Below are 25,826 nucleotides of genomic sequence, written 5' to 3'. Positions count from 1 at the left end.
CTTGACCAACGATAAGACCACTCCGATGGATCAACGACGCCTCATCCTCTTTCTCGTCTTCGCCTTTTCCATCGTCATGCTGTGGGAAGGCTGGGTCAAGCACAACCAGCCGGCGCCCGCGCCGACCGCGGCATCCGCCGGAGCCGCGTCGCCGGCAGCGGACGCTTCGGTGCCGACGCCGAGCGCAACCCTGGCAGCCCCCCAGGCCGGCGTGCCGGGCGAGCAGGCCGCCGCCGCGGTGGCGAGCGCCGCGCGCGTGGCGGTGGAAACCGACCTGCTGCGCGCCGAAGTGTCGGCCCAGGGCGGCGATATCGTCCGCCTCGAGCTGAAGCAGCACAAGCAGAAGGAAGACCACAGCAAGCCCTTCCTGCTGTTCGACGACGGCTCCGCGCACGTCTATACGGCGCAGACGGGCCTCATCGGCGAAGGGCTGCCGACGCACAAGACGCTGTTCGCGCTGCCCGGTGGCGAACTCAAGCTCAAGGACGGCGAGGATGCGGTGGTGCTGCGCCTCGAGGCGCCGGAGCAGAACGGCATCCGCGTGGCCAAGGTCATGACGTTCAAGCGCGGCAGCTACCTGGTGGACGTGGCGTATGACATCCGCAATGCCAGCGGCAAGGCGATCGAACCGCATGCCTATTTCCAGCTCACCCGCGACGGCCAGCCGGCGGAGACGCCGGAAGGTTTCGGCGGCGTGCAGACCTTCATCGGCCCGGCCTTCTACACCGACGGGGCAAAGTTCCAGAAGGTGAAGTTCTCGGAGATCGGCGAAGGCAAGGCCAAGTTCGCCAAGACGGCCCCGGACGGCTGGGTGGCGCTGGTGCAGCATTACTTCGTCAGCGCATGGCTGCCGGCCCAGGGCGTGCAGCGCGAATTCTTCGCCCGCGCGCTGGGCAGCGACATGTATTCCGCCGGCGTGATCCTGCCGGTGGCGCAGATCGCGGACGACGCCTCCGGCAAGGTGGAGACGCGCCTCTACGCCGGCCCGCAGGAGCAGGACAAGCTGCACGACATCGCGCCCGGGCTGGATCTGGTGGTCGACTACGGCTGGCTGACCGTCATCGCCGCGCCGCTGTTCTGGGTGCTGGCCTGGCTGCACAAGCTGACCGGCAACTGGGGCTGGGCGATCATCCTCGTCACCGTGCTGCTCAAGCTCGTCTTCTTCCCGCTGTCGGCGGCGAGCTACAAGTCGATGGCGAAGATGCGCGTGCTCGGCCCGCGCCTGCAGCGCATGAAGGAGCTGCACGGCAACGACAAGGTCAAGATGCAGCAGGAGATGATGAATCTCTACCGCACCGAGAAGATCAACCCGCTCGGCGGCTGCCTGCCGATCCTGGTGCAGATCCCGGTGTTCATCGCGCTGTACTGGGTGCTGCTGGGCAGCGTCGAGATGCGCCAGGCGCCGTGGCTGGGCTGGATCACCGACCTGTCGGCCAAGGACCCGTACTTCATCCTGCCGATCATCATGGGCGTGTCGATGCTGATCCAGATGAAGCTCAACCCGACGCCGCCCGATCCCATCCAGGCCAAGGTGATGATGGCGATGCCCATCGTGTTCACCTTCATGTTCCTGTGGTTCCCGTCCGGCCTGGTGCTGTACTGGGTGGTGAACAACATTCTGTCGATCGCCCAGCAGTGGCAGATCACGCGGATGATCGAGAGTGGAAACGCCGGCGGCAAGGCGGCCTGACACGATCGCCGCCATCGCCACGGCACCGGGCCGCGGAGGCATCGGTGTCGTGCGCGTCTCCGGCAACGGGCTGAGCGAGTTCGCCCGCACGCTGACCGGACGCGAACCAGAGGCCCGCGTCGCCCGCTTTGCCCGCTTCCTCGACGAAGCGGGCGAGGCGATCGACGAGGGCCTTTGTCTTTTCTTCCCCGCGCCGGCGTCCTTTACCGGTGAGGACGTCGTCGAACTGCAGGGGCACGGCGGCCCGGTGGTGATGCAATTGCTGCTGGAACGCTGCCTGCAGCTCGGCGCGCGCGTGGCCGAGCCGGGCGAGTTCACGCGGCGCGCCTTCCTCAACGGCAAGCTCGACCTGGCCCAGGCCGAGGGCGTGGCAGACCTGATCGAGGCTTCGACCGCCGCGGCGGCGCGTTCGGCGGTGCGCTCGCTGTCGGGCCGTTTCTCGGAAGAGATCCATCGCATCCGCGACGGGCTGATCGATCTGCGCATGCTGGTCGAGGCGACGCTCGATTTTCCCGAGGAAGAGATCGAATTCCTCGAACGCACGCGCGCCCTGCCGCGGCTGGCGGAACTGCGCGCCCGGCTCGAAGGCGTGCTCGACCGTGCCCGGCAGGGCGCCCTGCTGCGCAGCGGGCTCAACGTCGTGCTGGTGGGCGAACCCAATGTCGGCAAGTCCAGCCTGTTGAACCAGCTTGCCGGCGAGGACAGGGCGATCGTCACCGAGATCGCCGGCACCACGCGCGATGCGCTGCGCGAGACGATACAGATCGAGGGCATCCCGCTGCACATCATCGATACCGCCGGCCTGCGCGACACCGCGGACACGGTGGAACGGATCGGCATCGAGCGCACCTGGCGCGAGATCCAGCGCGCGGACGTGATCCTGCTGCTGGCCGACGCCAGTTCGGCGCAGGATGCGTCGTCCGGCATCGACGCGCGATTGCCGGCCGGGATCGAGCGCATCGTTGTGGCGAACAAGATCGACCTGGCGGGCCAGGCGCCGCAGCGCGCCGAGTCCGGGGGCAGGGTGCGCCTGTTCGTGTCGGCCAGGACCGGAGTGGGGGTCGACCTGGTGCGAGCCGAACTGCTGCGGGTCGCCGGCTGGCATGCGCATGGCGAGGACGTGATCCTGGCGCGCGAGCGGCACCTGCGCGCGCTGCGCGAGGCGCTCGGGCATGTGATCGAAGCCGGCGAGCAGGCCCGTGCGCTCGAACTCCTCGCGGAGGAACTGCGGCTGGCGCAAGACAGCCTTGGCGAGATCACCGGCGAGTTCACTGCCGACGACCTGTTGGGGGTGATCTTCTCGCGCTTCTGTATCGGAAAATAGTGAGCGTTCCGGCATAGTCCGGGTGCTTCCGCAAAAACCCTTGAAAGCCCGCGTAACTGCGGGCTTTTTGTTCTGTAATGGGCTTGCATGTTCCGATTGAATCCGCATAAACTTGTGCCCATGATTGTGCCCATGGCGGTGTTCTCCTTGAGGCCATGGGCACAAAGTCTGTGCCCAATGCCCAGCAGTAAGGGGCGGAGAAATCGGCTATTGATGGGCACAGGTGGCGGGCATGAACGGCTGAATTCTGCGCCAGACGCGGCATTCAGGCTGTGTGCCCAAGGGTTTCGAGTGTGCCCATGAAGCCGCACGATCATGGGCACACGCAATGGTGGAGGGTGGAATCATGGCACTGACGGATACGAAGCTGCGGAATCTCAAGCCCGGCGAGAAGGCATATCAGGAAGCCGACGAGGGCGGGCTGTTCGTGGAAGTGATGCCCGGAGGGGCGAAAGTCTGGCGGCTGCGCTACCGGCTCGCCGGGAAGCAGGAAAAGGTGACGCTGGGCGACTACCCCACTTATTCCCTGGGCGAAGCCCGCACCTGGCGGGACGACTGCAAGGCGCTGGCCGGGCGCGGCCTGTCCCCCATGGCCTTGAAGCGCGGCGATCCTGTCCCGGACGATGCCGCCCCCGCCGTCAAGGAAATGGCGCAAGCCTTCGTCCGCAACTGGTGCATGAAGGCCGTGGAGCGGGCGAAGGTGAAAGAGGCCGCCGACACCGTGGAAGCCTTCGCCCGGCGGTGGTATGCCGAGATTGTGGAGCCTGCCAACAGTAACCCGCGCAACGTGAAGCGGGTACTGGATAAGGACGTGATTCCGGCCATCGGCGCGAAGCAGGTTGCCGACGTGACCGTGACCGACATTCTGGCGATTACCGACAAGATCAAGAATCGCGGGGCCGACCAGATGGCCCTGCAAACCCGAAACGTGCTGAAACGGCTGTTTGCCTACGCCATTGCGCGGGAGAAAACCACGTTCAACCCAGCGGCGGCCATCGAGGCGAAGTTCATCGCACAGGCCAAGAGCCGCGACGTGGCCCTGACGCCAGAGGAAATCGGGCGGCTGTTGCGGGCCATCTACCAATCCAGCATGAAGCGGGCACACAAGCTGGCGCTGCATCTGCTGATCCTGTGCATGGTGCGAAAATCGGAACTGATCGAGGCCAAGTGGGAGGAAATCGACCTTGACCGCGCCGAGTGGTCTATCCCCGGCGAGCGCATGAAGAAGGACAAGCCGCACCTCGTTCCCCTGTCCCGCCAGGTGGTGGCGATGTTCGAGGAATTGAAGGGCTTGGCGAGCGGTTCCGGCTGGGTGTTCCCCAGCCGTGGTGACCTGAAACAGCCGATTGCGAAAAGCACCTTGAACGTTGCGGTGCGAGCGCTGGAAATCGAGGTGCGCGACTTCGTGATTCATGACTTCCGGCGCACGGCTTCCACCCATCTGCATGAAGCTGGCTTCAATAGCGACTGGATCGAGAAGGCGCTGGCCCATGAAACCAAGGGCATCCGGGGCGTCTATAACCGGGCGCAGTATGCCGACCAGCGGCGCGAAATGCTGCAATGGTGGGCCGACTTCGTGGATAGCCAGATTCAGGACGGGCGCGGCAAGGTCATCATCGGGCCTTTCGGCAAAGCGTATCGGGCGGCATGACCATGGGGGCGCAGTGGATGGAATACGACCGTGGCCGCTTGCGCGTCTGGCCTGATTGGGGAAGCAGCGGCATCTGGTATCCGCAAGCGGGCAGCGAGCCGGGGCAAGGGCCGGTAAGTATGGCGAGCCATGAAGCCCTGGGCCTGCCCGACTGGCTGGCGGAACGCTTCGCCCGCTGGATTGAATGGTATGACGACTATCTCCCGGAACGGCCTGATGCATTCCCCTGGGAGAGGTTCAAGGACGAGGGGCGGATGCTGGCTTTCGAGTTGGCCCGCTTCGTCGGGGATGAATACCAAGTTGAATACGACGGCCGCAAGGTCATCGTCTTTCCGTAGCCTGACGGTTTCAGGCAAGCGGGCCGCCGAGGTGCGGGAACACCTGGGCGGCCCTAACCACAATGCAACGACATAAAGGGGTGCATCATGGCTGACCAAGAGAATATCAAACCGCTGACCGACCACTTCGACGACGTCGCCATGCGGCTATGCCAGGCGCGGGCGGTATTGCGATCACTGACGGAGAACTGCCAGCAGGACGAGGAAGGTATCCACTTCGGGGACGTGATGTCCTTCGAGGAAGTGAGTAACACCCTATGGGCAATTGATGCTCTTTTGGGACAGGCAAAGGATTTCTGCAACGACGGTTTCAGGGCCGCGTGTGCGGTTCGCTTCCCGAATCTGGCAGCAGTCAAAGCCGCATGAACCGGGCCGCCTTCGGGCGGCTATTTGACAGGAGGGGGCACCATGAAGGTTATCCGTTTGCTACTGCTGGCCGGCGCAATCGCTGCTGGTGCTGCATTCGCTGAGCCTTACGGGGATCGGGTGGCCCGATGCCTGGCTGAACAGAAGGTCATGCCGGACGCCCCCGACTTCAACCAGCAGGCGGAACGGTGCGAGCGGATTTTAAAAATGGACGACGCCAAGGCCACGTGGCAAGTGTGCATGTGGCGAGCCGTTGCCTCGATGGATGACCGGGTTTCCCCGGCATCCGACATTGCCACGGCAACCGCCGACCAGTGCGGGCAGGAATACGAGGCGATGCTCGATGCTTCGACCCTCTCGCCGGAAACCCGCTACCGCTTGTATTCGGAACGCATGAAGGCAACGAAGGAACTGGCGGTCAAGCTGGTATTGATGCAGCGAGCCGAAGCAAATCGGCGGCAGCAGGCAACGCCGGCACCAAAGCCAAAAGAATGACGATCAAGCCGCGCCTAGCCCGACGGGGCGAACACCGGGAACCCTTGCCCGGCCGGCGCGGCACCCATTCAAGGGGCGAGCGTGAAGGGGCGCGATGATGGACAACAACGACGACTTAACCGTGGCGGCGCGCGTGAAGGGGTGGGACATATTCGCCCCCGATTGGGCCTATCTCGCCCAATACCCCGCGCTGGAATTGGGTTCCCTCTGCGCCCTGTCCGTGGGCCTGCACCCGGCCTTTGCTTCCCCTGGGTGGGTGCTGCAAGTTGCCATTCCTCATTTCAACGGCACGGATTCGGATGAACTCTATCCGCTTGAGGACGCGGCCGAAGGCGCGAAGCGGGCCTCCCTGCTGCATGATTTTTTGCAGCGTGTGGGCATTGCTGCCGGGAACCTCGCCCCTCGTGGAGTGCTACCGATTGCCGACGGCACGGCGAATGCCGAACGCACTGTGGTAAAGGTTGCCGACTTCGTGACCTGGGCGCGTGGTCTGGCCTGGGCCTTGCCGGATGAATTCCCCCGCCCCAATGCGGCGGGCGGCTATCCAGTGGCACCGGAAGGGCTGCGAGTTGGGGGCGGCGCCAAATGGCCGTGGGGGGATTACGAAACGGAACTGCTACGAAAGCTGGCAACGGCCGCCGACAGATTCTGGAAGCTCTACGATCCCGCCGACAACACGACCGCGCCCACGAATCAGCAGGTTATCGAGTGGCTGAAACAGCAAGGGGTATCGAATCGAACGGCCGAGGTTATGGCGACGATACTGCGGGCTGACGGCCTACCTACCGGGCCGCGCAAGTAATTCCCCGCGCCCTCGCGGCGCGAGTAGTGGCGCAGTCCCGGGACGATTTTTCGAGTTGTCCGCGCCCAATTCTCCGCATCGACTGAGGCTATTTCCCCTCGCTCGTGTGGCATTCAATCCGTGTCCATGCCGGTATGTTCCGGCGAGTGCTACGGAGTTACGAGCATGGCCGCACAAATCCAAAATGCGCTGACGATCCTTCGGCGCAAGCAGGTTGAAGCCCGCACCGGGCTTTCCCGTTCCACCATCTACGCGAAGCTGCGGCGCAATCCCAAGCGGCCCAGCGACTACGACCCCTCCTTCCCAAAACCTGTAGCTGTCGGCGCAAAGGCTGTCGGCTGGGTCGAGGCCGAAATAGAGGGCTGGCTGGCCGCCCAAATCCAGAAGAGCCGTAAGGCATAAGGGGCGAGCCATGCTTAACGACGACAAGATTCTGTTTGTCACGCCTGCCCTGCCCGGATTCTACGTTCTGACGCCATGCTTCGATGAAGCCGGCGCGATCTGCGAGGCATCGCGGGAGCCTGTCATTGCCTGGGCGCTGGATGAACTCGGCTGCACCTGGCCTGTGACCGTGCGCGAAGTGCTGAACGGCGAAGACCCGGCGATCCTCTGCCCGGATGGTCAGGTGCTCAACTTCGGTAGCGAATGGGACAGCCTGCCCGATTGGCTGAACTATCGGAAAGCGACGGTGCAGCATGACGACCTTTGCTGATCGTGCCGCCCCCCTGCTGGCGCAAGGCATCCCCGTTTTTCCCTGCTGGGAGAAGCCGAACGGGAAGATTCAAGCCGACGGCAAGCCGAAGAATCCCGACGGCAAGAACCCACGCACGGCGCACGGCTTCAAGGATGCGACCACGGATGCCGGGCAGGTTGCCGCTTGGGCCGCGCAATGGCGGGATGCGCTGGTGGGCGTGCCGACGGGCAAGGCTTCCGACCTGTTCGTGCTGGACGTGGATGTAAAGAACGGCAAGGACGGCTTTGCTACGTTGCAGGCGCAGGGCTGGGCCTTGCCGGAAACTCGCACCCACCGAACGAAGCGCGGCGGCGGGGCGCACTACCTGTTCCGCAATCCCGACGGCAAGCTGTTGAAGAACTCAGCGAGCAAGCTGGGCGACGGGCTGGATACGCGGGGCGATGGCGGCTATATCGTCTGGTGGCCTGCCCACGGCGGCGAGGTGGAACATGCCGACACCGTGGCGGATGTTCCGCCCTGGCTGCTGGATGCGCTGCAAACCGAACCTGCCCCCGACCGCAAGGCGCAAGCCCTGGCGGCCGATGGTGAGGGCTTCACGGAAGGCCGGCGCAATGACACCCTGTTCCGCCTGGCTGCGTCACTGCGCGGCAAAGGGCTGACCGTGGATGCCATCGAGGCGGCATTGCAAATCGAGAACGAAGCGAAATGCTGCCCGCCCTTGTCGGTGGATGAAGTGCGCACCATAGCCCAAAGCACCGGGCGCTATGTCGAAGGCGCGACCGGCGGCGAACGCTGCGCCTATGGCAATGGGGAGTTTGAAGTTTCCCCCGCTGGCGTGGCCTTCATCGGCACCGACAAGCACGGCGAACGCTTGCCCGCCCTCTGGATTTGTTCCGCCTTGCAAGTGCGGGCCATGACCCGCGACGCCAAGTCTGGCGAGTGGGGGCGCTTGCTGGAATGGAAGGACGACGACGGCGTGACCCATCAATGGGCGATGCCACTGGAACTGTTGCAGGGCGACGGTGCGGACGTGCGGCGCGAACTGGCGCGGCTGGGCCTGGCTATCTCGCCCGGCAAGAAAGCCCGCGACCTGCTGGCGTCCTTCCTGCAAGTCTGGCCGGTAGAGAATCGGGCGCGATGCGTGGAACGGCTGGGCTGGCATGGGGGCGTGTTCGTGACCCCGGCTGAATCCATCGGGCAGGATGGGGAAATTGTGGTGTTCCAGAATGCCCATGCCATCGAACCGGCCTACTCCGTGGCGGGCAGCGTGGAAGAATGGCGCGATTCCGTGGGCCGACTGGCCGCCGGTAATTCCCGCCTGGTGTTCGCCCTGTCCGTGGCATTCGCGGGCGCATTGGCCGACGTGGTGGGCGAGGATTCCGGGGGCTTCCACTTCCGGGGCGCGTCATCGTCGGGCAAGACTACCGCCCTCAAGGTGGCGGCTTCCGTGTGGGGCGATCCATCGGCCTATCCCCGGCTATGGCGGGCGACGGCGAACGGGCTGGAAGGGCTGGCCGCGCTGCATAACGATGGCCTGCTGATCCTGGACGAGTTGAGCCAGATAGACCCGAAGGAAGCAGGCGAAGCCGCCTACCTGCTGGCGAATGGGCAAGGCAAGGCGCGGGCATCGCGCACCGGCACGGCGCGGCAGTCTGCCCGCTGGCGGCTGCTGTTCCTGTCGGCGGGCGAGGAATCGCTGACGGCCTTGATGGCGCGGGCCGGGCGCAAGGTGAATGCCGGGCAGGAAATCCGCCTGGCTGATCTGGACGCGGATGCAGGCGCAGGCATGGGCGCATTCGAGGCGCTGCACGATCAACCGACCCCGGCGGCGCTGGCGCTGGCCTTGAAGGATGCCGCGACCCGATACCACGGCGGGGTGGGCCTGGCCTGGTTGCGCTGCATCGTGGCCGACCGCGCCAAGCTGGCCGACTTCATCGCGGCAGGCATCAAGCAATTCGTGGCGGACGTTGCGCCGAAGGATGCCGCCGGGCAGGTGTTGCGCGTTGCGCGGCGCTTCGGCCTGGTGGCGATGGCTGGCGAGCTTGCCAGCGGGTGCGATCTGGTGGGGCCGGGCTATGGCCTGACCGGCTGGGCCGAAGGCGAGGCGACCACGGCGGCGCGGAAATGCTTTGCCGCCTGGCTGGAAGGCTTCGGCGGCATCGGCAATCGTGAGGAACGCGCCATGCTGGGGCAGGTGCGGGCCTTCTTCGAGGCGCACGGCGCAAGTCGCTTCGCGCTGCTGGATGACGCCTTCCCCAATGACCGGCCTATCGTCAATCGGGCCGGCTTCGTGCGCACGATGGACGACGGCGGGCGCGAATTCCTGGTGCTGCCCGAAGTGTTCCGGCGCGAGGTATGCGCGGGATTTGACGCGAAGGCGGCAACGCGGGCGCTGATTGAGGCCGGATGGATCGAACCCGGCGAGGGACGCCATATCGCGCAGCGTGTGCGTGTTCCCGGCCTGGGCCTGGTGCGCTGCTACGTTTTCACCGGGCGCATGTGGGAGGGCGACGAGTGAAAGCGAGTTGCACCCAAAAACTGTGGGAACAAGTGGGAACATGCGGCATCCCTGTATCCATGCGGGTTTCCGCTGTTCCCACAGGTGAAAAAGTTGTGGGAACAGGTGGGAACAAACCGAATCCGCAAATTCTGCGGATTGAATTGCTGGCGTCCTACGCGCATGAAATCGCGCATTCAGCCGTCGCCCTGCACTACGGCTGGCTGTTTGTTCCCACTGTTCCCACAAGGGGCGGCGCATGTGGGAACACGGAAAGCCTTGTGCCGCAAGGGATGCCGCATGTTCCCACTGTTCCCACAGAAAAACATGGTGAAGTGAAATGACGGAAGCCGAGTACATCCCCGGCGGAAAAATTCCGCCCGAATGCGAAGCCGCAAGCGGCAACGTGCTGACCCTTACCCCCTGCCGAAGATTGATCTTCGGGACGCGCACGCCATCCGGCGCGAACTCGGCAGCGTCTATCGAGACATGCGAGCGGGGCGGCTGGCGAGTCAGGACGGGACGCGCCTTGCCTACGTCCTGGACATGATCCGCAAAGCCTACGAAACGGCAGTGCTGGCCGACCGGCTGGAACTGCTGGAACGCACCATCAACCCACGAAAGGACTGACACCATGCAACACCATGACCGACTGACAAGAGCATACCGTGGCCTGACTGCCGACCAATCGGCGACGCTGGCCTTCCACTACATCAGCGAAGGCAACGCGCTGGAATTCAAACGCCTGGGCGATGCCGTGCCGAGGAAGGACTACAACTGCCCCGACGTGGCCTATCAGGCGCGGCTGGATGGCTTCACGCGCTTCGCCGCGTGCTGGGCCATCGAGCATTGGCGGCTGCGCTGCCACAAGGCGGAAATGCTGGGGGCGGCGCTGGCCGCCAGTCGGCGCAACGACGACGAGAAGGCCGACACCCTGCTGGATGCCCACGAACAGGCGGAAAGCTGCTTGCTGGCCCTGGATGCAGCCTTGGCGGCGGTCTGCGCCGAGCATGGCCTTGATGCCGCCGACGTGCGCCGGATGGCTGGAACGGAAGCCTTCCAGCCCATGCGCGAAGGCATGACGCCGGATGCCGATTACCTGGCCGGGATGCGGGCCGGCCTTGCCCGGTTGGCGGGGGAGTGAGGCAAAATAGGGCCATGACTTCAAAAAGTGTGCCCAAGATTGTGCCCATGTCCGACACCGGCTTTTCGCCAATCAAGCAACGGTGCGGCTTCGCGCCGAGTCACTAGCTTCTGTATCGGTGACGCGATGTCCAAGAACATCCACTGATGTCTTATGAATCGCTTTAAGTTAGCGTAAATAAAGGAATTTTTGTCTACTGACGAGCTCGGTGATACAGTCGAAGCCACTCACTGATATGTCCAAGTTTGGCACTAAGTAGCGGGGTATGTGCTCTCCATCCCTATGCTTAGACATACGGAGGATGAGATGGCACTGATCGATACCGCGCTCAAGGCTCTCAAGCCCAGGGACAAGACCTATACGGTTACCGATGACAGGGGGCTGTATGTGGAGGTCTTCCCGACCGGGGGCGTCGTCTGGCGCTACCGTTACCGGCTGAATGGCAAGTACGAGAAGCTGACGCTGAGCAAGTACCCGGCCCTTACCCTGAAGAACGCCCGCCTGAAGCGGGATGAGGCGGCGCACCTGGTGGCGCTGGGTCAGTCTCCGGCGCAGAAAAAGCAGCAGGAGAAAGTGGCCGGCGCGAAAGACGCCACCGTGGCCGAATTTGCCGAACGCTTCTTCAAGGACATCCAGTCGCGCGATCGCAAGAACGTGACTATGCCGCGCCGCTACCTGGAAAAGGACATCCTGCCGCACATCGGCAGCAAGCCTGTCCGGGACATCACCGCCGAGGACGTGCGCAGTGTCATCTGGCGCAAGAAGGAACAAGGCTTCGATGCCGCCGCCGGCCAGGTGCGCGGCCTGCTCAAGCGCATGTTCGATTACGCGCTGACCTGCGGCCTGATCCAGGCCAACCCGGTCATGGCCCTGCCGATGCGGCACGTCTACCGCGCCGCCGCCCGCGACCGGGCGCTGACGCCGGACGAAATCCGGCAGTTCCTGCGCGCCATGCAGACCTCCAACATCCGCCGCCAGTTCAAGATCGCCTTCCAGTTGATCCTGATGACCCTGGTGCGCAAGTCCGAGCTGATGCTGGCGCAGTGGAAAGACGTGTATCTGGACGAAGGCGAATGGCACATCCCGGTCGAGAATTCCAAAACCGGCAAGCCGCACATCGTCTACCTGTCCACGCAAGCACATACGCTGTTCAAGGAACTCAAGCCGCTGGCCAGCAGCAGCGATTGGGTGTTGCCTGGGCGCGGCACTCTGGCCAAGCCCTTCGCTAGCAATGCGCTGAACCAGGCGCTGAAGGTGTCATTGCAGGGGCAGGAAATCCCCGCCTTCACTATCCACGACCTGCGGCGTACCGCATCGACGCTGCTGCACGAACAGGGCTGGCCTTCGGATGTGGTGGAAAAGGCGCTGAACCACACTATTGGCGGCGTGCGCGGGGTCTACAACCGGGCCGAGTACGCCGAGCAGCGGCGGGAGATGTTGCAGGCGTGGTCGGACTACATCGACGGGCTGGCACCGTCGGGAAATCTGGTGGTGTAAGTCCATCCGGAGGGAAGACTATGACCTTTTCCTTTTCTGGATAGGGCCATTGTCCCTTGCGTGCCATTCCCTTGTCGCTTCTCTCTTTTCACTTCCCTTTGGGTGGCCAAAAGCCCGGTAATTCATTTGCGCTTCTTGCTGCTTTTTCCTGAATTGGGCAGCATCCTCCAGCGCTCGCACATTGGCATCTGCACCTTCGGCCTCCAACAAGGCCCGTCGTTGGACGATGAACTGCTCATACTGGTTCTCAGCGTGGGCGTCGGCCTGCTTCTTGGAGATGTGGCCCGCGCCGGTAAGCACATCGCGTTCGTTGAAGGCCAGGAAGGCATCGAGCCGCTCCGCCCAGTCTTTCAGAAACACTTCCTTGCGCCGGCGGGCCTGATCCTCGGCGAAGTCCAGCCACATCGTGACGATGCGGTTGAGTTCGCTGATTTCCGATTCCCGCAGGTAGTTCTTGGCAACGGTCACATCGGCCTTCTGTACGCTGCCGGATTTCCAGGTCGTCAGCCCCATGTTGGGCTGGCGGCTGTCGGCACGCTCGGCAATCAGTTCGGCGGCGGTCTTACCTGTGACGGCGAAGTGCAGCTTATTCTGGATGAAGCGGAAGAACTGGGTGGTTTCCGGCAGCGTGGGCGAATAGTCTGCTGCCATCGAAAATATCTCGCGCACTCGCAGGTACATCCGGCGTTCGCTGGCCCGGATGTCGCGGATACGTTCGAGCAGTTCGTCGAAACGATCAGGAACTGCGGAACCGGCGACGGGCGGATTCTTCAGGCGCTCGTCGTCCAGCGTGAAGCCCTTGACCAGGTACTCTGCCAGGCGCTCCGTAGCCCAGCGGCGGAACTGCGTGCCGCGTGGCGAGCGCACTCGGTAGCCGACTGCCAGAATCGCCTCCAGGCTGTAGTAGGCCACCCGGTAGTTCTTACCGTCAGAGGCAGTTGTCAACCATTGGTTGACAACTGCTTCGGGCCTCAGCTCTCCCTCGGCAAAGATCGCCTTCAGGTGTTTGGCGACATTCTGCTTGCTGGTTTGGAACAGCTCGGCCATGCCCGCTTGCGGCAGCCACAGCGTATCGGCCACGAAGCGGCATTCGACACGGGTGCGCCCGTCCTCGGTCTCGTAGAGCAGGAATTCGCCGGGCAGCGGTTGAAGTTGGTCGGTCATGAGCAATGTGCACGGGCTAGAACTTGGAGGTGCTGAGCCTCATTCATATAAGGCGATATCTTCAACATAGGAGACGACGCCACGAACATCTTATTTCGTGAGATCGCGCGACTGGCGACGCATGTTTTCTACTGCGGCAGCCAGATCGACCTCCGCCTTGGGCTTGGCCCAGCGCGCCCAGAATGGGATCGTCGCGCTGCGTGGCTCGTGCTTTGGCTTCGACATCTTGATTCGGGTTGGTAGCAAGGTGGCATCGCCAACAACAACGGCTTCACCCACATCCAGTGTCGGCAGGACTTCCATCAGTCCCTCCAAGCTTTCTGGCAGAAGTTGCTTCACAACCGATTGGTCGGTCTTGTTGGCAAGACGCAAGCTGATGATGTTGCTGCACTGACTGAGAATGGTCGTGCTGACATCCGAGGGTCGCTGGCTGACCACCATCAGGCCAACGCCGTATTTGCGTCCCTCTTTGGCGATGCGCTCGTAGTTCTCCAAAGCCCGCTTTTCCAACGGGCCGGTGGACGCCGCGCTGCTAGGCAAGTACAGGTGTGCCTCGTCGCAAACGATCATGATGGGGTGCCGCGCATCGCCGTCTTCACCCGGACTGCTCCAGAACTGGATCTGGTAGATCAATCGCCCGACCAAGCCCACAACTACCGGCAAGATGTCGGAGGGAACCTCGGAGAAGTCGATGATCTTGATGCCGGGATTGACGCCGTCCTTGATATTGCCCGTGCCGAGCAGCTTGTTCGCCAAGACGTGCAACGCTTCGTAAGCCTCGTATTCCTCCGGCGCTTGATACATGAACGCATAACGACGGTCGTTCATCTTGGTCTTCAAGCGGATGAGAAAGCGCGAGAGCTTGCCGTTCAATGGGCCCTTTTCAGTTTTAGGCTGCCCCTTTTTCGCGCCGCTGACGTACTCCTCGCCCGTAGGAATGACCTCATCGTTTTTCTTGTCCAAAGATTCTACCAAATCACTCAACTTGTACGGCACTGGCGTATCGACCGTGAAGCCTTCAAGAAGCTCTGGCTTGCTAAGCGCATTGATGGCTGTGCGCTTCATCTCTACGACCGAATCCATAAGTGCGAGCGCCTGATTTGGGGCATTGTCCCCCGAACGATCCACGAAAACCGATTGCATTTCATCGTAGGTCAGCAGCCAAAAGGGCAGAAATATTGCACCGTCATTCTTGGTCTTGATATCGCCGATACCTGCAATTCGGTAGTGCGAGGCGAACTTCATGCTCGAATATTCGCCATGCAGGTCGAGCACAACAATGTTCGCGTGAGGCAATAGCGCGGACTGCTCCAGAATGGAAGCCACAGTGAAGGATTTTCCCGACCCCGTGCTGCCCAGCAGCGCAGCGTGCCGCTGGAAGAGTTTGTCTCCGTCGATGTAGGCGCTGGCCTTGCCGTCCAGCGTGTAGGTTCCAACCTTGAGCGGGGCGACCGCATCCGTCTTGGACGATGTGCTCAAGATGCCCATGAAGTCTTCGAGGAACTTCTCTTCGATGGGAAACACGGGCCGGTTGATTTCGGGCAAGATGAAAACGGCTCGCGTGAAAGTGTCCTTGCGCTGCCCGTCACGAGCGCGATAGGTGCCGACCAGACTGATCGAGATGCCGTTCTCCTCCTGAGACACGCCAGTCAGGTCGGGGATTTCTTCGCCCTCTGAGAAGGTTGGTAACTCGACCGGGTGACGCCAAACGCGCTCGATGATGCCAATCAGCCACTCGTCTCCCATCGACTGGATGGCAACCAAGCGACCGACGCGCGCCTTTTGCAGGCGCTGCCCATCGGTCACGCGCACCGTGATTCGTGAGGTTTCAACGCTGCGGACTTCGCCCAGGGACTGTTCTTCGGTGAAATCGAAAATGCTCATCGTCGCCTCACTCCAAGAATTTTTTCAGGAAATCATCAAGCTGCCAGAGCGGCTCGGGGATTTCAGCGTTTGCCCATTCCAGTGACAAACTGCCCCGTCGCCCGACTTGAACAGGGCGATCAGATGGGAGTGGTCGCTGAGCAGTTGCTTGATGTTCGGAGTCGCATCGCGCGTGACGATGATGATGGGCATTCCAGCCGTCAATCGGCGCTTGATGACACCTTGCAAATGGTCATCATTGAATCCGAAGCCGATGCACAACAAGGCTTCAGCCTTGGTGAGCACCTCGTTCATCTCGGCACGCATGGCATCGAACAGCGTGTTGACCAATGTGTCCTGATATTTCGCCGGGCCGGGCACGACAATGGCTCGCCCTGCGATGGACACGTCGTTGAGGGCTTCCACCGGCCCATCATCGGTTGTCAGCCAACTGATCGAACCATGTGGCTTGTACAGGCGAACAGTTTTACAGAGGCGGTGATCGACCTGCTGCTGGCGTTTTTCAGCCACCAGAACACGGCTGTATTGCGTCTGGAAAAGCGGGCGAGGTCGCGGCTTGCGCCGACGGAACCCCGTGAAGCCCGTGTCCAGTGGAAGTTCCGCCAGATCGCAGAACAACTCCAGCAAAGTGTCGTAGTTGGTCGTGATGACGTGGATGCTTTCCGCGTTCTGTGGAGAACCGTTGAACAAGCGGTTCAGGAGACGTGATGGCGCATGACCGCCTGCGACCTTCTCACCCAGAATCCTCTCCTCTGCGGCGATGGCCTTATCCAGAATCAGCTTCGCCGTTTCTCCGCGTATGGCTGAAACGATTTCTCCCCATTCCGCCATACCAAGCGGAATGCCATTCAGGCCCGCTTCCAGATTTTCCTTTATGGCCTCAACTGATTGTGCCCAAGCATTTTTTGCCCCATCGGTAGTCAGTGCATCGTGAACGGCTGTTGCCAAGTGCTCCGCCAAAGCGCCCATACCGGGAAGACCGTAGCCGCAGGAAAAGCCAGAGCCGATGAGCAGCACCGGAGTTTTGCGGAAAACTCCTTGAATATCCGCGAAGAGATCATCCGGCAGTTCGGCGGCGGTCATATCAGTCATGGTCAGGCCAACCCGAAATAACGTTCGAAGAACGCCGCCAGCTTCTCCAGCACCGTCTGCTTCTTCGCCGAATGGTTGTTGTTCTTGGAGAACCGCGAGACGGGCGGAAGAATCTTTGTGATCGCCGTGCCTGTGGTCGGAATACCGCCGTCGCGGAAGGCGTTGTCCACGAACGTCTTCGTCTCGTCCGAGTTTAGACCTTCGTCGGCGATGATGCGGTCAAGCTCCTCGATCTTTTTCCTGGCGACGAACGCCTGCCATTCCGCATCCACCTGGGCTTTCGGGGAAACCGAGTCCACGAACGCTTCGATGAGGTCTTTCTTGTTGCGCAGGGACGGGCTGGAATTGATCGCGCGCTCGATGGTCGCGCGGATTTCCTTGTCCTGACCGGTGCCCTTGGCCTTGATGTAGCGCTCGACCAGCATCAGGATGTAATCGACGTTGATCTCGACCTGCTTGATCAGTTCGATCTCGAATACCACGTCGTCGTTGATCGATTCCTTCTCGGCTTCGGAAGTGCTGCGGAACTCGGCGTACAGGTTCAGGTACAGGCTCTGATAGTCCTGAAAATCGCGGTCGCTCAGGATTTCGTTGCCTGCGAAGTCGTCGAAGGCGGTGAGGATGTTCTTCAGCCGCAGGATCGAACCGAACAGCTTGATGAACGCCTTCTGCGCCGCTTCGCCCGTGATGGCTTGGCCCAGCGGGAACAGCGCCACCAGTTCGGCGACCTTCTTCTGGTATTCGGTGTAGTAGTCCGCATAGGGCTTCAGCAGCACGATGCCCTTGGCGTCCTTGTTGCCGAACAGCGCCAGTGCGTCGTTGGTCGCCTGCTCCAGGTCGCGGAAGGAAACGATGTTGCCGTAGGTCTTGACCGAATTGAGGATGCGGTTGGTGCGCGAATACGCCTGGATCAACCCGTGCGCCCGCAGGTTCTTGTCTACCCACAGGGTGTTGAGCGTGGTGGCGTCGAAGCCGGTCAGGAACATGTTGACCACGATCACGAGGTCAAGCTCGCGGTTTTTCAGGCGCTGCGACAAGTCCTTGTAGTAGTTCTCGAACTTGCCGTCCGAGGTATCGAAGCTGGTGGCGAACAGACCGTTGTAGTCGCGGATGGCGGCATCGAGGAAATCGCGCGAGCCTTGATCCAGTCCGTCGGTTTCGAACGCTTCTTCGTCCAGCAAACCGTCTTCGCTGCCTTCGTTGGCGGCAAAGCTGTAGATCAGGCCGATCTTGAGCCGCTGGGCTGGTGGCACATCCTTCTGCTGCTGCGCGAATTCGGTGTAGTAGCGTTTGGCTGCGTCGATGGAGGCCGTGGCAAACAGCGAATTGAATCCGTTGAGCCGTTTGCTGCCATGCCGGTAGCTGGCGCTGCGCTTGGTTTTCTGGTCGAAGTGCTCGCGGATGTAGTCGACGATCTGCTTGATGCGCTCCGGCGCAAGCAAAGCCCGTTCGGTGTCGATGGCCGGAACCTTCTTGTCGCGGATAGCTGCCGCTGCCTTGATGGTGTTGATGTAGTCGATGCGGAACGGCAGCACGTTCTTGTCATTGATGGCATCGACGATGGTGTAGGTGTGAAGCTTGTCGCCGAACGCCTGTTCCGTGGTACGCAGCTTTGGATTGCCGCCCGTGCCCGCGTTGTCGGCGAAGATCGGTGTGCCGGTGAAACCGAACAGGTGGTAGCGCTTGAAAGTCCAGGTGATCTCCGTGTGCATGTCGCCGAACTGGCTGCGGTGGCATTCGTCGAAGATCACCACCACATGCGCGTCGTAGACCGGGTGTTTTTTGTTCCTGGCGACGAAGCGGCTCAGCTTCTGGATGGTGGTGATGATGATGCGCGCGTTCGCATCTTCCAGTTGCCTTTGCAGCACCGCCGTCGAGGTGTTGGAATTGGCCGCGCCCTTCTCGAAGCGTTCGTATTCGCGCATGGTCTGGTAGTCCAGATCCTTGCGATCCACCACGAACAGCACCTTGTCGATCTCCGGCAGCCCGCGCGCCAGTTGCGCGGCCTTGAAGCTGGTCAGCGTCTTGCCGCTGCCCGTGGTGTGCCAGATGTAGCCGCCTGCTGCCACCGTGCCAAGTTGCCGGTGATTGGTCGCCGTGGCGATGCGTTGTAGGATGCGTTCGGCCGCAACGATCTGGTAGGGCCGCATCACCAGCAGCTTGCGATCCACGTCGAACACGCAATAGCGGGTGAGGATGTTCAGCAGCGCGTGCTTGGCGAAGAAGGTCTTGGTGAAATCGGCCAGCTCGGTGATCGGCTGATTCTTCGCATCGGCCCACCAACTGGTGAAGGCGAAGCTGTTGGACATCTTGCCGCGTGCACGCCGGTTGCTACGCTGCTCTGCCAGATGGCCGTCGCGCGTGGTGTTGCTGTAGTACTTGGTCAGCGTGCCGTTGCTGATGACGAACAACTGCACGTACTCGAACAGGCCGGAACCGGCCCAGAAGCTGTCGCGCTGGTAACGGTCGATCTGGTTGAACGCTTCGCGGATGTCCACGCCCCGGCGCTTCAGTTCGATGTGAACCATCGGCAGGCCGTTGACCAGCACGGTCACGTCGAAGCGGGTGGCGCGCGCGCCTTCGGCTTCGTACTGGTTGATGACCTGCAGGCGGTTGTTGTGGATACTCTGCTTGTCGAGCAGGTAGATGTTCTTGGTGCTGCCGTCGTCGCGCTTCAAGACCTGGATGTGGTCTTCCTGAAGGCGTGCGGTTTTCTCGACGATGCCATCGTTGGCTCCGGCGATCTTCTCGCCGAAGAATTGCTGCCATTCGCGGTCGGAGAACGTGATCTTGTTCAGTGCCTCCAACTGGCGGCGCAGGTTGGCGACGAGGTCGGCCTCGCTGGTGAGGCGGAGGTATTCGTAGGCCTGTACCTGCAAGCGTGCAATGAAGTCGCGCTCAAGTTCCGCTTCGGACTGGTAGCGTTCCTCGCGCATCTCGTTCGGGCGCACGAATTCTGCGACGACGGTGCTTTCGTTAGAAAGCGCAATCGGTTCGTAGCGGTAGGGTTTGAGGTCTTCGCTCACGTGACCTCCCTGAAGGTTAGCAAGCGGTCGCGGTAGTGCTCGTATTGCTGGCGGCGGGCCTTGATTTCGGCGGGCAGGCCGATAGAAAGGTCGTTTACCAGTGCGTCGAACTTGTCGAGAATGGAAACAATGCGCTCCTGTTCCTCAAGAGGCGGAACAGGAATACGGATTTTCGAGAATCCGTCAATTAGAAGCGTGTTGACCTTTGTGCGCGCCACATACTTGGCTTTCTCTGCGATGAACGAAGTCGTCTGCATGCAGTAGGAGACGAACTTCGGATTCATCGAATGGCGGAAGGCGTAGCAGTGGTCGTGGATGGCAACTTCTTCATCGCCAAGCCAGGCTACCGCTTTGCCGACATCTTCGACGGTTTCGCCGACATCAGTGATGACAACATCGCCGGGCTTTGCGTAGCGCAATGTGTCCGCCATATCCGAACGGACTTGCGAGATGACGCGATCAGTCCATACGCAGTATTGCGTGTAAATCTCGCCGTAGTGGATGACGCTGATTCCGTCGCCCACATAATCCGCTTTCGTGAAGCGACGACCGCGAATGAATTGGCCTATTTCATTCAGCATCATCCACCTTATAATTTGCTTGCTTGCTTGCTTGCTTGCTTGCTTGCTTGCTTGCTTGCTTGCTTGCTTGCTTGCTTCAGCGTCCGTGCGTTCGCCGAACGTCAAAAGCATATCGCGGTAATACTTGTATTGCCGCCGACGCGCCTCAAGCTCCGCCTCAAGCTCCGCCTCAAGCTCCGCCTCAAGCTTGGTAAAAGTGTCCAGCACTTTCACGATTTCGCGTTGCACTTCGAGCGGCGGGACGGGAACACGGAACTTCTTCACCACGTTGTCGGGAATCGCAGGGTAGCTTGCGCCGCGCTCGTTGGCCTCGACGTAGGCGTAAAAGTCATCGGTTCCTATCAGATGGAACAGGAAATTGGTCAGGACGATGTTGTTGTCAGGCCGGAGCACGCAAAAGCCCGTGCTGCAAATCTGGCCGTCAAACTCGCGCGGGATGACGGCATACCGTTTCAGCATCGGGCGCGTTGTTCCAAAGATGACATCGCCTTCACGGACGACCTGCTGCGCGCGACTGGGCGCGTTTTCGCTGGTGATGGTGGATGTTTCGGCAATCGCGTGGGTTGCCCGGTCAACCGAAGTCAAGTCAATATATTGAAATTCAGCACTGCCCTGATCTGCCCAGCGAATATTCGCAGGCCGCAAGACAAAACTCTCGATAGCCTTGAACTCAACGCCATCAGAACATTGCGCGGCAATGAGGTCGTCTATGCGGCTCATGCCTCGTCTCCTTCCAGTTCGGCAACGATGGCATCAATCTGCGTCCGCAGTTCGGCTTGTCTTGTCACGATGCGGGCAATCTTGGTGTTGAGCGCCTTGATATCCACCGTTACATCGTTGTTCGGCTGCTCGACATACGATGAGACAGAGACGTTGTAGTCGTTTGCCACAATGTTAGCGTTCTCGACCAATCGAGCGAAGTGCGCCACGTCCTTACGAGCAGTGAAGGCATCAAGCACCTTCTGCTGGTTGGTATCCGTCAGCTTGTTCTTGTTACCGCTACGCATGAACTCGGCGGACGCATCAATGAACAGCGTGGCGTTGTCGCGCTTGGATTTCTTCAGCACGATGATGCAAGTGGCAATCGTGGTGCCGAAAAACAGGTCGGGCGGCAATTGGATGACGGTATCGACGTAGTTGTTGTCGATCAGGTACTGGCGGATTTTTCGCTCCGCACCGCCGCGATAGAGCACACCGGGAAACTCGACGATGGCCGCCGTGCCGCTGGTCGCCAGCCACGACAGAATGTGCATGGTGAAGGCAAGGTCGGCCTTGCTCTTGGGCGCGAGTACGCCCGCAGGCGCGAAGCGTGGGTCGTTGATGAGCAGCGGATTGCTGTCGCCCGCCCACTTGATGGAATACGGTGGATTGGAAACGATGGCCTCGAACGGCTCGTCGTCCCAGTGTGCGGGGTCGGTGAGCGTGTCGCCGTGCGCGATGTCGAACTTCTCGTAGTTCACGTCGTGCAGGAACATGTTGATGCGGCACAGGTTGTAAGTGGTCAGGTTGATCTCCTGCCCATAGAAGCCTTGCCGCACCTTGTCCTGCCCCAGAACCTTGGTGAACTTGAGCAGCAGCGAACCCGACCCGCAGGCCGGGTCGTACACCTTGTTGACCTCGGTCTTGCCGCTGACGGCGATGCGCGCCAGCAGTTCAGAGACTTCCTGCGGCGTGTAGAACTCGCCGCCGGATTTGCCGGCGGTGGAGGCGTACATCTGCATCAGGTATTCGTAGGCGTCGCCGAACAGGTCGATGGTGTTGTCGGTGAAGCTGCCCAGCGGCAGGTCGCCGATGGCATCGAGCAGCTTCACCAGCTTTTCGTTGCGTTTGGCGACTGTGGGGCCGAGCTTGCTGCTGTTCACGTCGAGGTCGTCGAACAGGCCCTTGAAGTCGTCCTCGCTGTCCGCGCCGATGGCTGAACCCTCGATGTCCTTGAACACGCGGGACAGGGTTTCATTGAGGTTGGCGTCGTGTCGCGCCCGCTCGCGCACGTTGGCGAACAGGTGCGAAGGCAGGATGTAGAAGCCTTTTTCCTTGACCGTTTCGGCACGGCCCTGTTCGGCATCGGTGTCGGACAGCGCGGCGTAGTCGAAGTCGTTTTCTCCGGCGCGATGGGCTTCATCGTTCAGGTAGGCGGTGAGGTTCTCCGAGATGAAACGGTAGAACAACATGCCGAGCACGTAGCTCTTGAAGTCCCAGCCGTCCACGCTGCCGCGCAGATCGTTGGCGATGCGCCAGATGGTTTTGTGCAGTTCCGCCCGCTCGGCTTCTTTGTTGTTGTTCACGTCCGAACCTTCAATCAATCAGAATCTTGAAACTGGTCGCCAGCGCCTCCGGCTCCACGCCATGCGCGTCACGCTTGAGTCTGACCAGGCCGTAGCCTTCCATCATCCGCAGCGAGCGCGACAGGTTGGGCACACGCCGCCCGGTGAGCGCTGCCAGCGCCGTCAGCGACTTGGGCCGCTGGTCGCGGATCACGCGCAGCAAGGCCCGGTTGTCCTCGGACAGCACCGCCGCCATCGTCGCCATGGACGGAAACCAGACCGAGGGCTGACCAGGGCCGGCAGCAGAATGGCTCTGATCCTCGGGGCGGCGTATGCCGACGATGCAACGCTTCATCTTGGGCAGGATGGCGAAAGAAAGATGGATGGCAGTTTATCAGGCTGACATAAGGAAAGAGAGGCTTGGTGCATCATATTTCGTGGCTTTCGTGCCGGGCAGCACATTGATCGCTGTACCGGTTGCCGACTGGACTACCTGCCGAGATAGGTGGCTGTGATTTGAATGCGCTCGTGCCCCAATTCGCGGCTGATCGTCTGACGAGCATGGTCGTCTTCCATGCGTTGCGTTGGACTTGAAGGACCACCTGCCGCCGGCGCCTTCCACCCCGTCAGCGCTTCATACCGCATCTGCGCATACCGATGCCGCAGTCCGTGCATGTTGCTCAGGCCCGAAGCCTTGCACTGCCCGTCGTAGACGTGCCGCTGTTGGATGTAGGTCTTGTTCGCGGGGATCAGCGAGCCCAACCCCACCAGCCGGTGGGCCTCATCCAGTACCGTCCGCTGCTCTGCCGTCGTGATCGGTACCGCCCGGTCGCGCCCGCCCTTGGCCCATGAGCCTTTGATGGCGATGTGGTCGCCACGGTCGGCATAGCGGGGCTGGAACTTGATGGACTCTTCCCGCCGTAGGCCAAAGGCCGCTTGCAGGCGCAGGCTCATGCGGACGTGCGGATCGGTGATTCTGTTCAGCCCATCGCCCAGTTCCTTGGCCTTGCTCTCGTTGGTCATGTAGCGGCGTTCAGGGATGCCCAGCTTGGTGTTGTCCGCTGGCAGGATGCCTGCTTTGCCGACCTTCTCTGCCCACCAGCGCAGGTGCGCCATGCGGTTCTTGATCGTGCCTGCCGACAGGCCTTCGGCTTGCCAGCGCTGCAACAGGGCTTCGACATGCGTGCCCTTGAGCGAGGAGGCCCGCATCTGGCGAAAGCCCGCTTCGCACAGTTGGCGTGCGGCCAGGGTCAGCGACCGTTGCCGGTCGGCTTGGGTGGCGTGGCTGCCGTCGCGGTTGCGCAGGCAGAGCTGGCGCAGGGTATAGGTCAGGTCGTCCATCGCAGTGCTGTTCCATCGGTTGTCGGGGCTGAGAAGCAAACGGTCAGTGTTTTTGCCAACTCGCCAAGGCGAGATCCCCGAAGGGCGAGGGCCAGGTGCTCAGTTCACCTGTGGCCTCGAATGAGGCGTCCGCCTTGCTTCCTGTGGGAAGGCCGGGCGGAAGAGTTGCAAGGGACGACAACGTGATGTGCTGGGATGGGTGCCTCCTGTTGTGCAGTGGTGGAAAGAAGCCGGCAGGTCGGGCGACCCGCGATGAGTGCCTGGAACGGCGGATGTGTGCGGCGACGATGGCGCGACGAACCACGTCGAGGATGAGGAAGGCTCTGCCCATGGTAGGGCGGCACACAGAGCGAGCCGGGGTGTGCCTGGGATGGTTCCGTCCGGCGAGCCGGGTCGGCGCTTGCAGGAACCTGCGCCAGGGTTCCGGTGTTCATACCCACCGGCAGGTTGTTGCTGGGCCAGTGTGCCGGGGCATCGTCATGTGCGCAGCCATCAATGCGATGCTGCGCCAAGCCGCATTGCTGCTGCAATTTTCCGGGCCGTCACCGCGGCGGGCAGTGACGGCCCCATCGGCCTCACGCCGAGCCTCGTGGCCTCAGCCTTGCAGCAGCAGGTGTGTTTCCCGGGGCTGTTGGCAGCATTCCGCTGTCAGCCATGCACCCGATGATCTGCCCGATGGGTAGCGATGGTGTCTTCAACATACGCTTGATCTGATCCAGATGCCGTTGCGCCACCTCGCGCGACGCAGGCTTTGCGGCTTGGCTGCTGGACGATTGAGAAGGAGCAGGCGGCGAACCATGCTGGCTGTTGCTGATGGCCTGCACGGGTGTCTGCTGCGGGGTGGATTTGCGCGCCGCCCAGAGCTTGAACACGCCTTCCACGGCCTTCTTGATCAGCCCGTAGAGGTAGGCGATGGCGTTGTGCACGCCACCTGATTCGCAGCGCATGTCCCACTCGGCCAGCACCGCCAGGCGTTGCTCCAGAGGCAAGCCCCTGAGACGCGCGGTGAGAATCTGCTGCTGATCCTGCGGCAGTTGCCGGAAGCGGATGGGCACATCCGACCGCGATGCCTGGACTTCGGTTGGTGACCGGTAACGTATGTACTTCTTTAAATACTTCTTTTTGTACAGCACGTACTACTGTCGCAGATGCCGGAACGGGTTTCGGAATGTCGCCGCTGGCTTCGGGCACGAGGGCATTGCGCGGAGTTGAACCACCAGGACTGCCCGGATCATGGTCATCGCCCCGGTGTTGCAAGCGCCTGATCCGCTCTTGCATTGTTGCGGGCAGCTTTCCCAACCTGTCTGGATGGCGCATGGCCTCTTCGAGAATGGACTGCGCCAGTTGGCGGATCGTCGCGCTGGCATGGCCGAGCGCCCGTTCCAGCAGGGGCATGTAGTCTTCGTCTTCCAGGCAGGCGTCGTCGAACGCGAGGGGCTGATTCCGCACCGCGTAGCGGCTGGCCATCGAAAAGCCGGTCATCGGATTGCGGCGGTATTCGACCAGTGCAATCCACGTGGACAGCCGCAGGCACAGCACGGCCCTGGACACGGTTTCAAGGGCCGCCCGCTTGCTGCCTGGTGCGCTGGGCAGGTATCCGCGCAGCGCGTCGTAACTGAGGACCACGGTGCCGTCGCTGCTGGCCAGCGCACGGAAAGTCAGCCACGCGTTGCGCTCCAGCGGCGTCAGCCGCTCATCGAGCAACAGGGCTTTCTGGGTGATGATGTCTGAAGCTTTGTGTGACATGGCGAGGCTCCTATCGGTATCGGCCAACTGGCCAAAGGAGCCGTCATCTCACCCCGGCATCACCGCTGCCGCAGCCATCAATCCGAACTACGCGCCTTCCGTTTTTTCGAGCTGAAGCAGGGCGCAACATCCTTGGTGTTCCGGATCAGGAGGTGGGAAAATGAGCCCGTTGCAGCGCATTGGACGTTGGCGCACGTCGATGGCCGGTTTCGCTGCCACTGATCAGGTCG

The 25,826-nt window shown here is 61.7% G+C and carries 23 protein-coding genes; 14 read left to right on the top strand and 9 right to left on the bottom strand.

Annotated elements, in window-relative coordinates; all coding sequences use genetic code 11:
• The first annotated feature begins 25 nt into the window (after positions 1 to 25).
• From yidC to CCZ27_RS19950, 14 genes are all read left to right on the top strand, one after another.
• Positions 26 to 1,690: a membrane protein insertase YidC gene (yidC, locus tag CCZ27_RS20005; RefSeq protein ID WP_096451139.1), complete on the top strand. Its 1,665-nt coding sequence runs from the start codon at positions 26 to 28 to the stop codon at positions 1,688 to 1,690.
• Positions 1,662 to 3,014, top strand: coding sequence for a tRNA uridine-5-carboxymethylaminomethyl(34) synthesis GTPase MnmE (mnmE, locus tag CCZ27_RS20000; protein WP_096451137.1), 1,353 nt, complete (start codon positions 1,662 to 1,664; stop codon positions 3,012 to 3,014). Before yidC ends, mnmE begins: the two co-directional genes overlap by 29 nt.
• A gap of 346 nt (positions 3,015 to 3,360) precedes the next feature.
• Complete coding sequence (locus tag CCZ27_RS19995) at positions 3,361 to 4,665, top strand: tyrosine-type recombinase/integrase (protein WP_096451135.1); 1,305 nt, start codon at positions 3,361 to 3,363, stop codon at positions 4,663 to 4,665.
• 17 nt (positions 4,666 to 4,682) lie between these two features.
• The gene (locus CCZ27_RS19990) at positions 4,683 to 5,003 is read left to right on the top strand and encodes an immunity protein CdiI family protein (RefSeq protein WP_157748659.1); all 321 of its coding nucleotides are present in this window, start codon (positions 4,683 to 4,685) and stop codon (positions 5,001 to 5,003) included.
• An 87-nt stretch (positions 5,004 to 5,090) separates the two neighbouring features.
• Positions 5,091 to 5,369, top strand: a complete 279-nt coding sequence (locus tag CCZ27_RS19985; protein WP_096451131.1) for a hypothetical protein — start codon at positions 5,091 to 5,093, stop codon at positions 5,367 to 5,369.
• Positions 5,370 to 5,411: 42 nt separating this feature from the next.
• A complete protein-coding gene (locus CCZ27_RS19980; protein WP_096451129.1) occupies positions 5,412 to 5,864 on the top strand; it encodes a hypothetical protein in 453 nt (150 codons plus the stop codon).
• A 94-nt stretch (positions 5,865 to 5,958) separates the two neighbouring features.
• Positions 5,959 to 6,666, top strand: coding sequence for a hypothetical protein (locus CCZ27_RS19975; protein ID WP_096451127.1), 708 nt, complete (start codon positions 5,959 to 5,961; stop codon positions 6,664 to 6,666).
• A 165-nt stretch (positions 6,667 to 6,831) separates the two neighbouring features.
• Positions 6,832 to 7,068 (top strand): helix-turn-helix transcriptional regulator, encoded by a 237-nt coding sequence (locus CCZ27_RS19970; protein ID WP_096452816.1) that lies wholly within the window; start codon positions 6,832 to 6,834, stop codon positions 7,066 to 7,068.
• 10 nt (positions 7,069 to 7,078) lie between these two features.
• Complete coding sequence (locus CCZ27_RS19965) at positions 7,079 to 7,378, top strand: hypothetical protein (protein WP_096451125.1); 300 nt, start codon at positions 7,079 to 7,081, stop codon at positions 7,376 to 7,378.
• A complete protein-coding gene (locus tag CCZ27_RS19960; RefSeq protein ID WP_096451123.1) occupies positions 7,362 to 9,878 on the top strand; it encodes a DUF927 domain-containing protein in 2,517 nt (838 codons plus the stop codon). The genes CCZ27_RS19965 and CCZ27_RS19960 overlap by 17 nt, the downstream gene beginning before the upstream one ends.
• The gene (locus tag CCZ27_RS23745) at positions 9,875 to 10,201 is read left to right on the top strand and encodes a hypothetical protein (RefSeq protein WP_157748658.1); all 327 of its coding nucleotides are present in this window, start codon (positions 9,875 to 9,877) and stop codon (positions 10,199 to 10,201) included. The genes CCZ27_RS19960 and CCZ27_RS23745 overlap by 4 nt, the downstream gene beginning before the upstream one ends.
• A gap of 40 nt (positions 10,202 to 10,241) precedes the next feature.
• Positions 10,242 to 10,487 carry a hypothetical protein gene (locus tag CCZ27_RS23740; protein ID WP_157748657.1) on the top strand — a complete coding sequence of 82 codons (246 nt, stop codon included), beginning with the start codon at positions 10,242 to 10,244 and terminating at the stop codon, positions 10,485 to 10,487.
• Positions 10,488 to 10,491: 4 nt separating this feature from the next.
• Positions 10,492 to 11,001 carry a hypothetical protein gene (locus tag CCZ27_RS19955; protein WP_096451121.1) on the top strand — a complete coding sequence of 170 codons (510 nt, stop codon included), beginning with the start codon at positions 10,492 to 10,494 and terminating at the stop codon, positions 10,999 to 11,001.
• A 306-nt stretch (positions 11,002 to 11,307) separates the two neighbouring features.
• The gene (locus CCZ27_RS19950; protein ID WP_096451119.1) at positions 11,308 to 12,498 is read left to right on the top strand and encodes a tyrosine-type recombinase/integrase; all 1,191 of its coding nucleotides are present in this window, start codon (positions 11,308 to 11,310) and stop codon (positions 12,496 to 12,498) included.
• A gap of 18 nt (positions 12,499 to 12,516) precedes the next feature.
• Here the strand turns inward: CCZ27_RS19950 and CCZ27_RS19945 are convergent, their stop codons facing one another.
• The 9 genes from CCZ27_RS19945 to CCZ27_RS19905 form a co-directional block, all read right to left on the bottom strand.
• Positions 12,517 to 13,662, bottom strand: a complete 1,146-nt coding sequence (locus tag CCZ27_RS19945) for a virulence RhuM family protein (protein WP_096451117.1) — start codon at positions 13,660 to 13,662, stop codon at positions 12,517 to 12,519.
• A 90-nt stretch (positions 13,663 to 13,752) separates the two neighbouring features.
• A complete protein-coding gene (locus CCZ27_RS19940) occupies positions 13,753 to 15,546 on the bottom strand; it encodes an ATP-binding protein (RefSeq protein WP_096451115.1) in 1,794 nt (597 codons plus the stop codon).
• A gap of 24 nt (positions 15,547 to 15,570) precedes the next feature.
• The gene (locus CCZ27_RS19935; protein WP_198363204.1) at positions 15,571 to 16,638 is read right to left on the bottom strand and encodes an SIR2 family protein; all 1,068 of its coding nucleotides are present in this window, start codon (positions 16,636 to 16,638) and stop codon (positions 15,571 to 15,573) included.
• A 2-nt stretch (positions 16,639 to 16,640) separates the two neighbouring features.
• Complete coding sequence (locus CCZ27_RS19930) at positions 16,641 to 19,664, bottom strand: type I restriction endonuclease subunit R (protein ID WP_096451113.1); 3,024 nt, start codon at positions 19,662 to 19,664, stop codon at positions 16,641 to 16,643.
• Positions 19,661 to 20,965 carry a restriction endonuclease subunit S gene (locus CCZ27_RS19925; RefSeq protein WP_096451111.1) on the bottom strand — a complete coding sequence of 435 codons (1,305 nt, stop codon included), beginning with the start codon at positions 20,963 to 20,965 and terminating at the stop codon, positions 19,661 to 19,663. The genes CCZ27_RS19930 and CCZ27_RS19925 overlap by 4 nt, the downstream gene beginning before the upstream one ends.
• A complete protein-coding gene (locus tag CCZ27_RS19920) occupies positions 20,962 to 22,530 on the bottom strand; it encodes a type I restriction-modification system subunit M (protein WP_096451109.1) in 1,569 nt (522 codons plus the stop codon). The genes CCZ27_RS19925 and CCZ27_RS19920 overlap by 4 nt, the downstream gene beginning before the upstream one ends.
• Positions 22,531 to 22,540: 10 nt before the next feature.
• Positions 22,541 to 22,864, bottom strand: coding sequence for an HVO_A0114 family putative DNA-binding protein (locus CCZ27_RS19915; RefSeq protein ID WP_198363203.1), 324 nt, complete (start codon positions 22,862 to 22,864; stop codon positions 22,541 to 22,543).
• Positions 22,865 to 22,998: 134 nt separating this feature from the next.
• Complete coding sequence (locus tag CCZ27_RS19910) at positions 22,999 to 23,850, bottom strand: phage integrase N-terminal domain-containing protein (RefSeq protein ID WP_096451105.1); 852 nt, start codon at positions 23,848 to 23,850, stop codon at positions 22,999 to 23,001.
• Between the two features lie 648 nt (positions 23,851 to 24,498).
• Positions 24,499 to 25,596, bottom strand: coding sequence for an STY4528 family pathogenicity island replication protein (locus CCZ27_RS19905; protein WP_198363202.1), 1,098 nt, complete (start codon positions 25,594 to 25,596; stop codon positions 24,499 to 24,501).
• Between the last annotated feature and the right edge of the window lie 230 nt (positions 25,597 to 25,826).

Source organism: Thauera sp. K11 (genome assembly GCF_002354895.1).
GTDB lineage: Bacteria > Pseudomonadota > Gammaproteobacteria > Burkholderiales > Rhodocyclaceae > Thauera > Thauera sinica.
This window is presented reverse-complemented; position numbering and strand designations above follow the sequence as displayed.

Bases quoted from the DNA above. Each gene is read 5' to 3' on its own strand.
- yidC (WP_096451139.1), top strand. From the start codon at position 26: ATGGATCAACGACGCCTCATCCTCTTTCTCGTCTTCGCCTTTTCCATC.
- CCZ27_RS19995 (WP_096451135.1), top strand. From the start codon at position 3,361: ATGGCACTGACGGATACGAAGCTGCGGAATCTCAAGCCCGGCGAGAAG.
- CCZ27_RS19990 (WP_157748659.1), top strand. From the start codon at position 4,683: ATGGAATACGACCGTGGCCGCTTGCGCGTCTGGCCTGATTGGGGAAGC.
- CCZ27_RS19985 (WP_096451131.1), top strand. From the start codon at position 5,091: ATGGCTGACCAAGAGAATATCAAACCGCTGACCGACCACTTCGACGAC.
- CCZ27_RS19980 (WP_096451129.1), top strand. From the start codon at position 5,412: ATGAAGGTTATCCGTTTGCTACTGCTGGCCGGCGCAATCGCTGCTGGT.
- CCZ27_RS19975 (WP_096451127.1), top strand. From the start codon at position 5,959: ATGATGGACAACAACGACGACTTAACCGTGGCGGCGCGCGTGAAGGGG.
- CCZ27_RS19970 (WP_096452816.1), top strand. From the start codon at position 6,832: ATGGCCGCACAAATCCAAAATGCGCTGACGATCCTTCGGCGCAAGCAG.
- CCZ27_RS19965 (WP_096451125.1), top strand. From the start codon at position 7,079: ATGCTTAACGACGACAAGATTCTGTTTGTCACGCCTGCCCTGCCCGGA.
- CCZ27_RS19960 (WP_096451123.1), top strand. From the start codon at position 7,362: ATGACGACCTTTGCTGATCGTGCCGCCCCCCTGCTGGCGCAAGGCATC.
- CCZ27_RS23740 (WP_157748657.1), top strand. From the start codon at position 10,242: ATGCGAAGCCGCAAGCGGCAACGTGCTGACCCTTACCCCCTGCCGAAG.
- CCZ27_RS19955 (WP_096451121.1), top strand. From the start codon at position 10,492: ATGCAACACCATGACCGACTGACAAGAGCATACCGTGGCCTGACTGCC.
- CCZ27_RS19950 (WP_096451119.1), top strand. From the start codon at position 11,308: ATGGCACTGATCGATACCGCGCTCAAGGCTCTCAAGCCCAGGGACAAG.
- CCZ27_RS19945 (WP_096451117.1), bottom strand. From the start codon at position 13,662: ATGACCGACCAACTTCAACCGCTGCCCGGCGAATTCCTGCTCTACGAG.
- CCZ27_RS19940 (WP_096451115.1), bottom strand. From the start codon at position 15,546: ATGAGCATTTTCGATTTCACCGAAGAACAGTCCCTGGGCGAAGTCCGC.
- CCZ27_RS19935 (WP_198363204.1), bottom strand. From the start codon at position 16,638: ATGACTGATATGACCGCCGCCGAACTGCCGGATGATCTCTTCGCGGAT.
- CCZ27_RS19925 (WP_096451111.1), bottom strand. From the start codon at position 20,965: ATGAGCCGCATAGACGACCTCATTGCCGCGCAATGTTCTGATGGCGTT.
- CCZ27_RS19915 (WP_198363203.1), bottom strand. From the start codon at position 22,864: ATGAAGCGTTGCATCGTCGGCATACGCCGCCCCGAGGATCAGAGCCAT.
- CCZ27_RS19910 (WP_096451105.1), bottom strand. From the start codon at position 23,850: ATGGACGACCTGACCTATACCCTGCGCCAGCTCTGCCTGCGCAACCGC.
- CCZ27_RS19905 (WP_198363202.1), bottom strand. From the start codon at position 25,596: ATGTCACACAAAGCTTCAGACATCATCACCCAGAAAGCCCTGTTGCTC.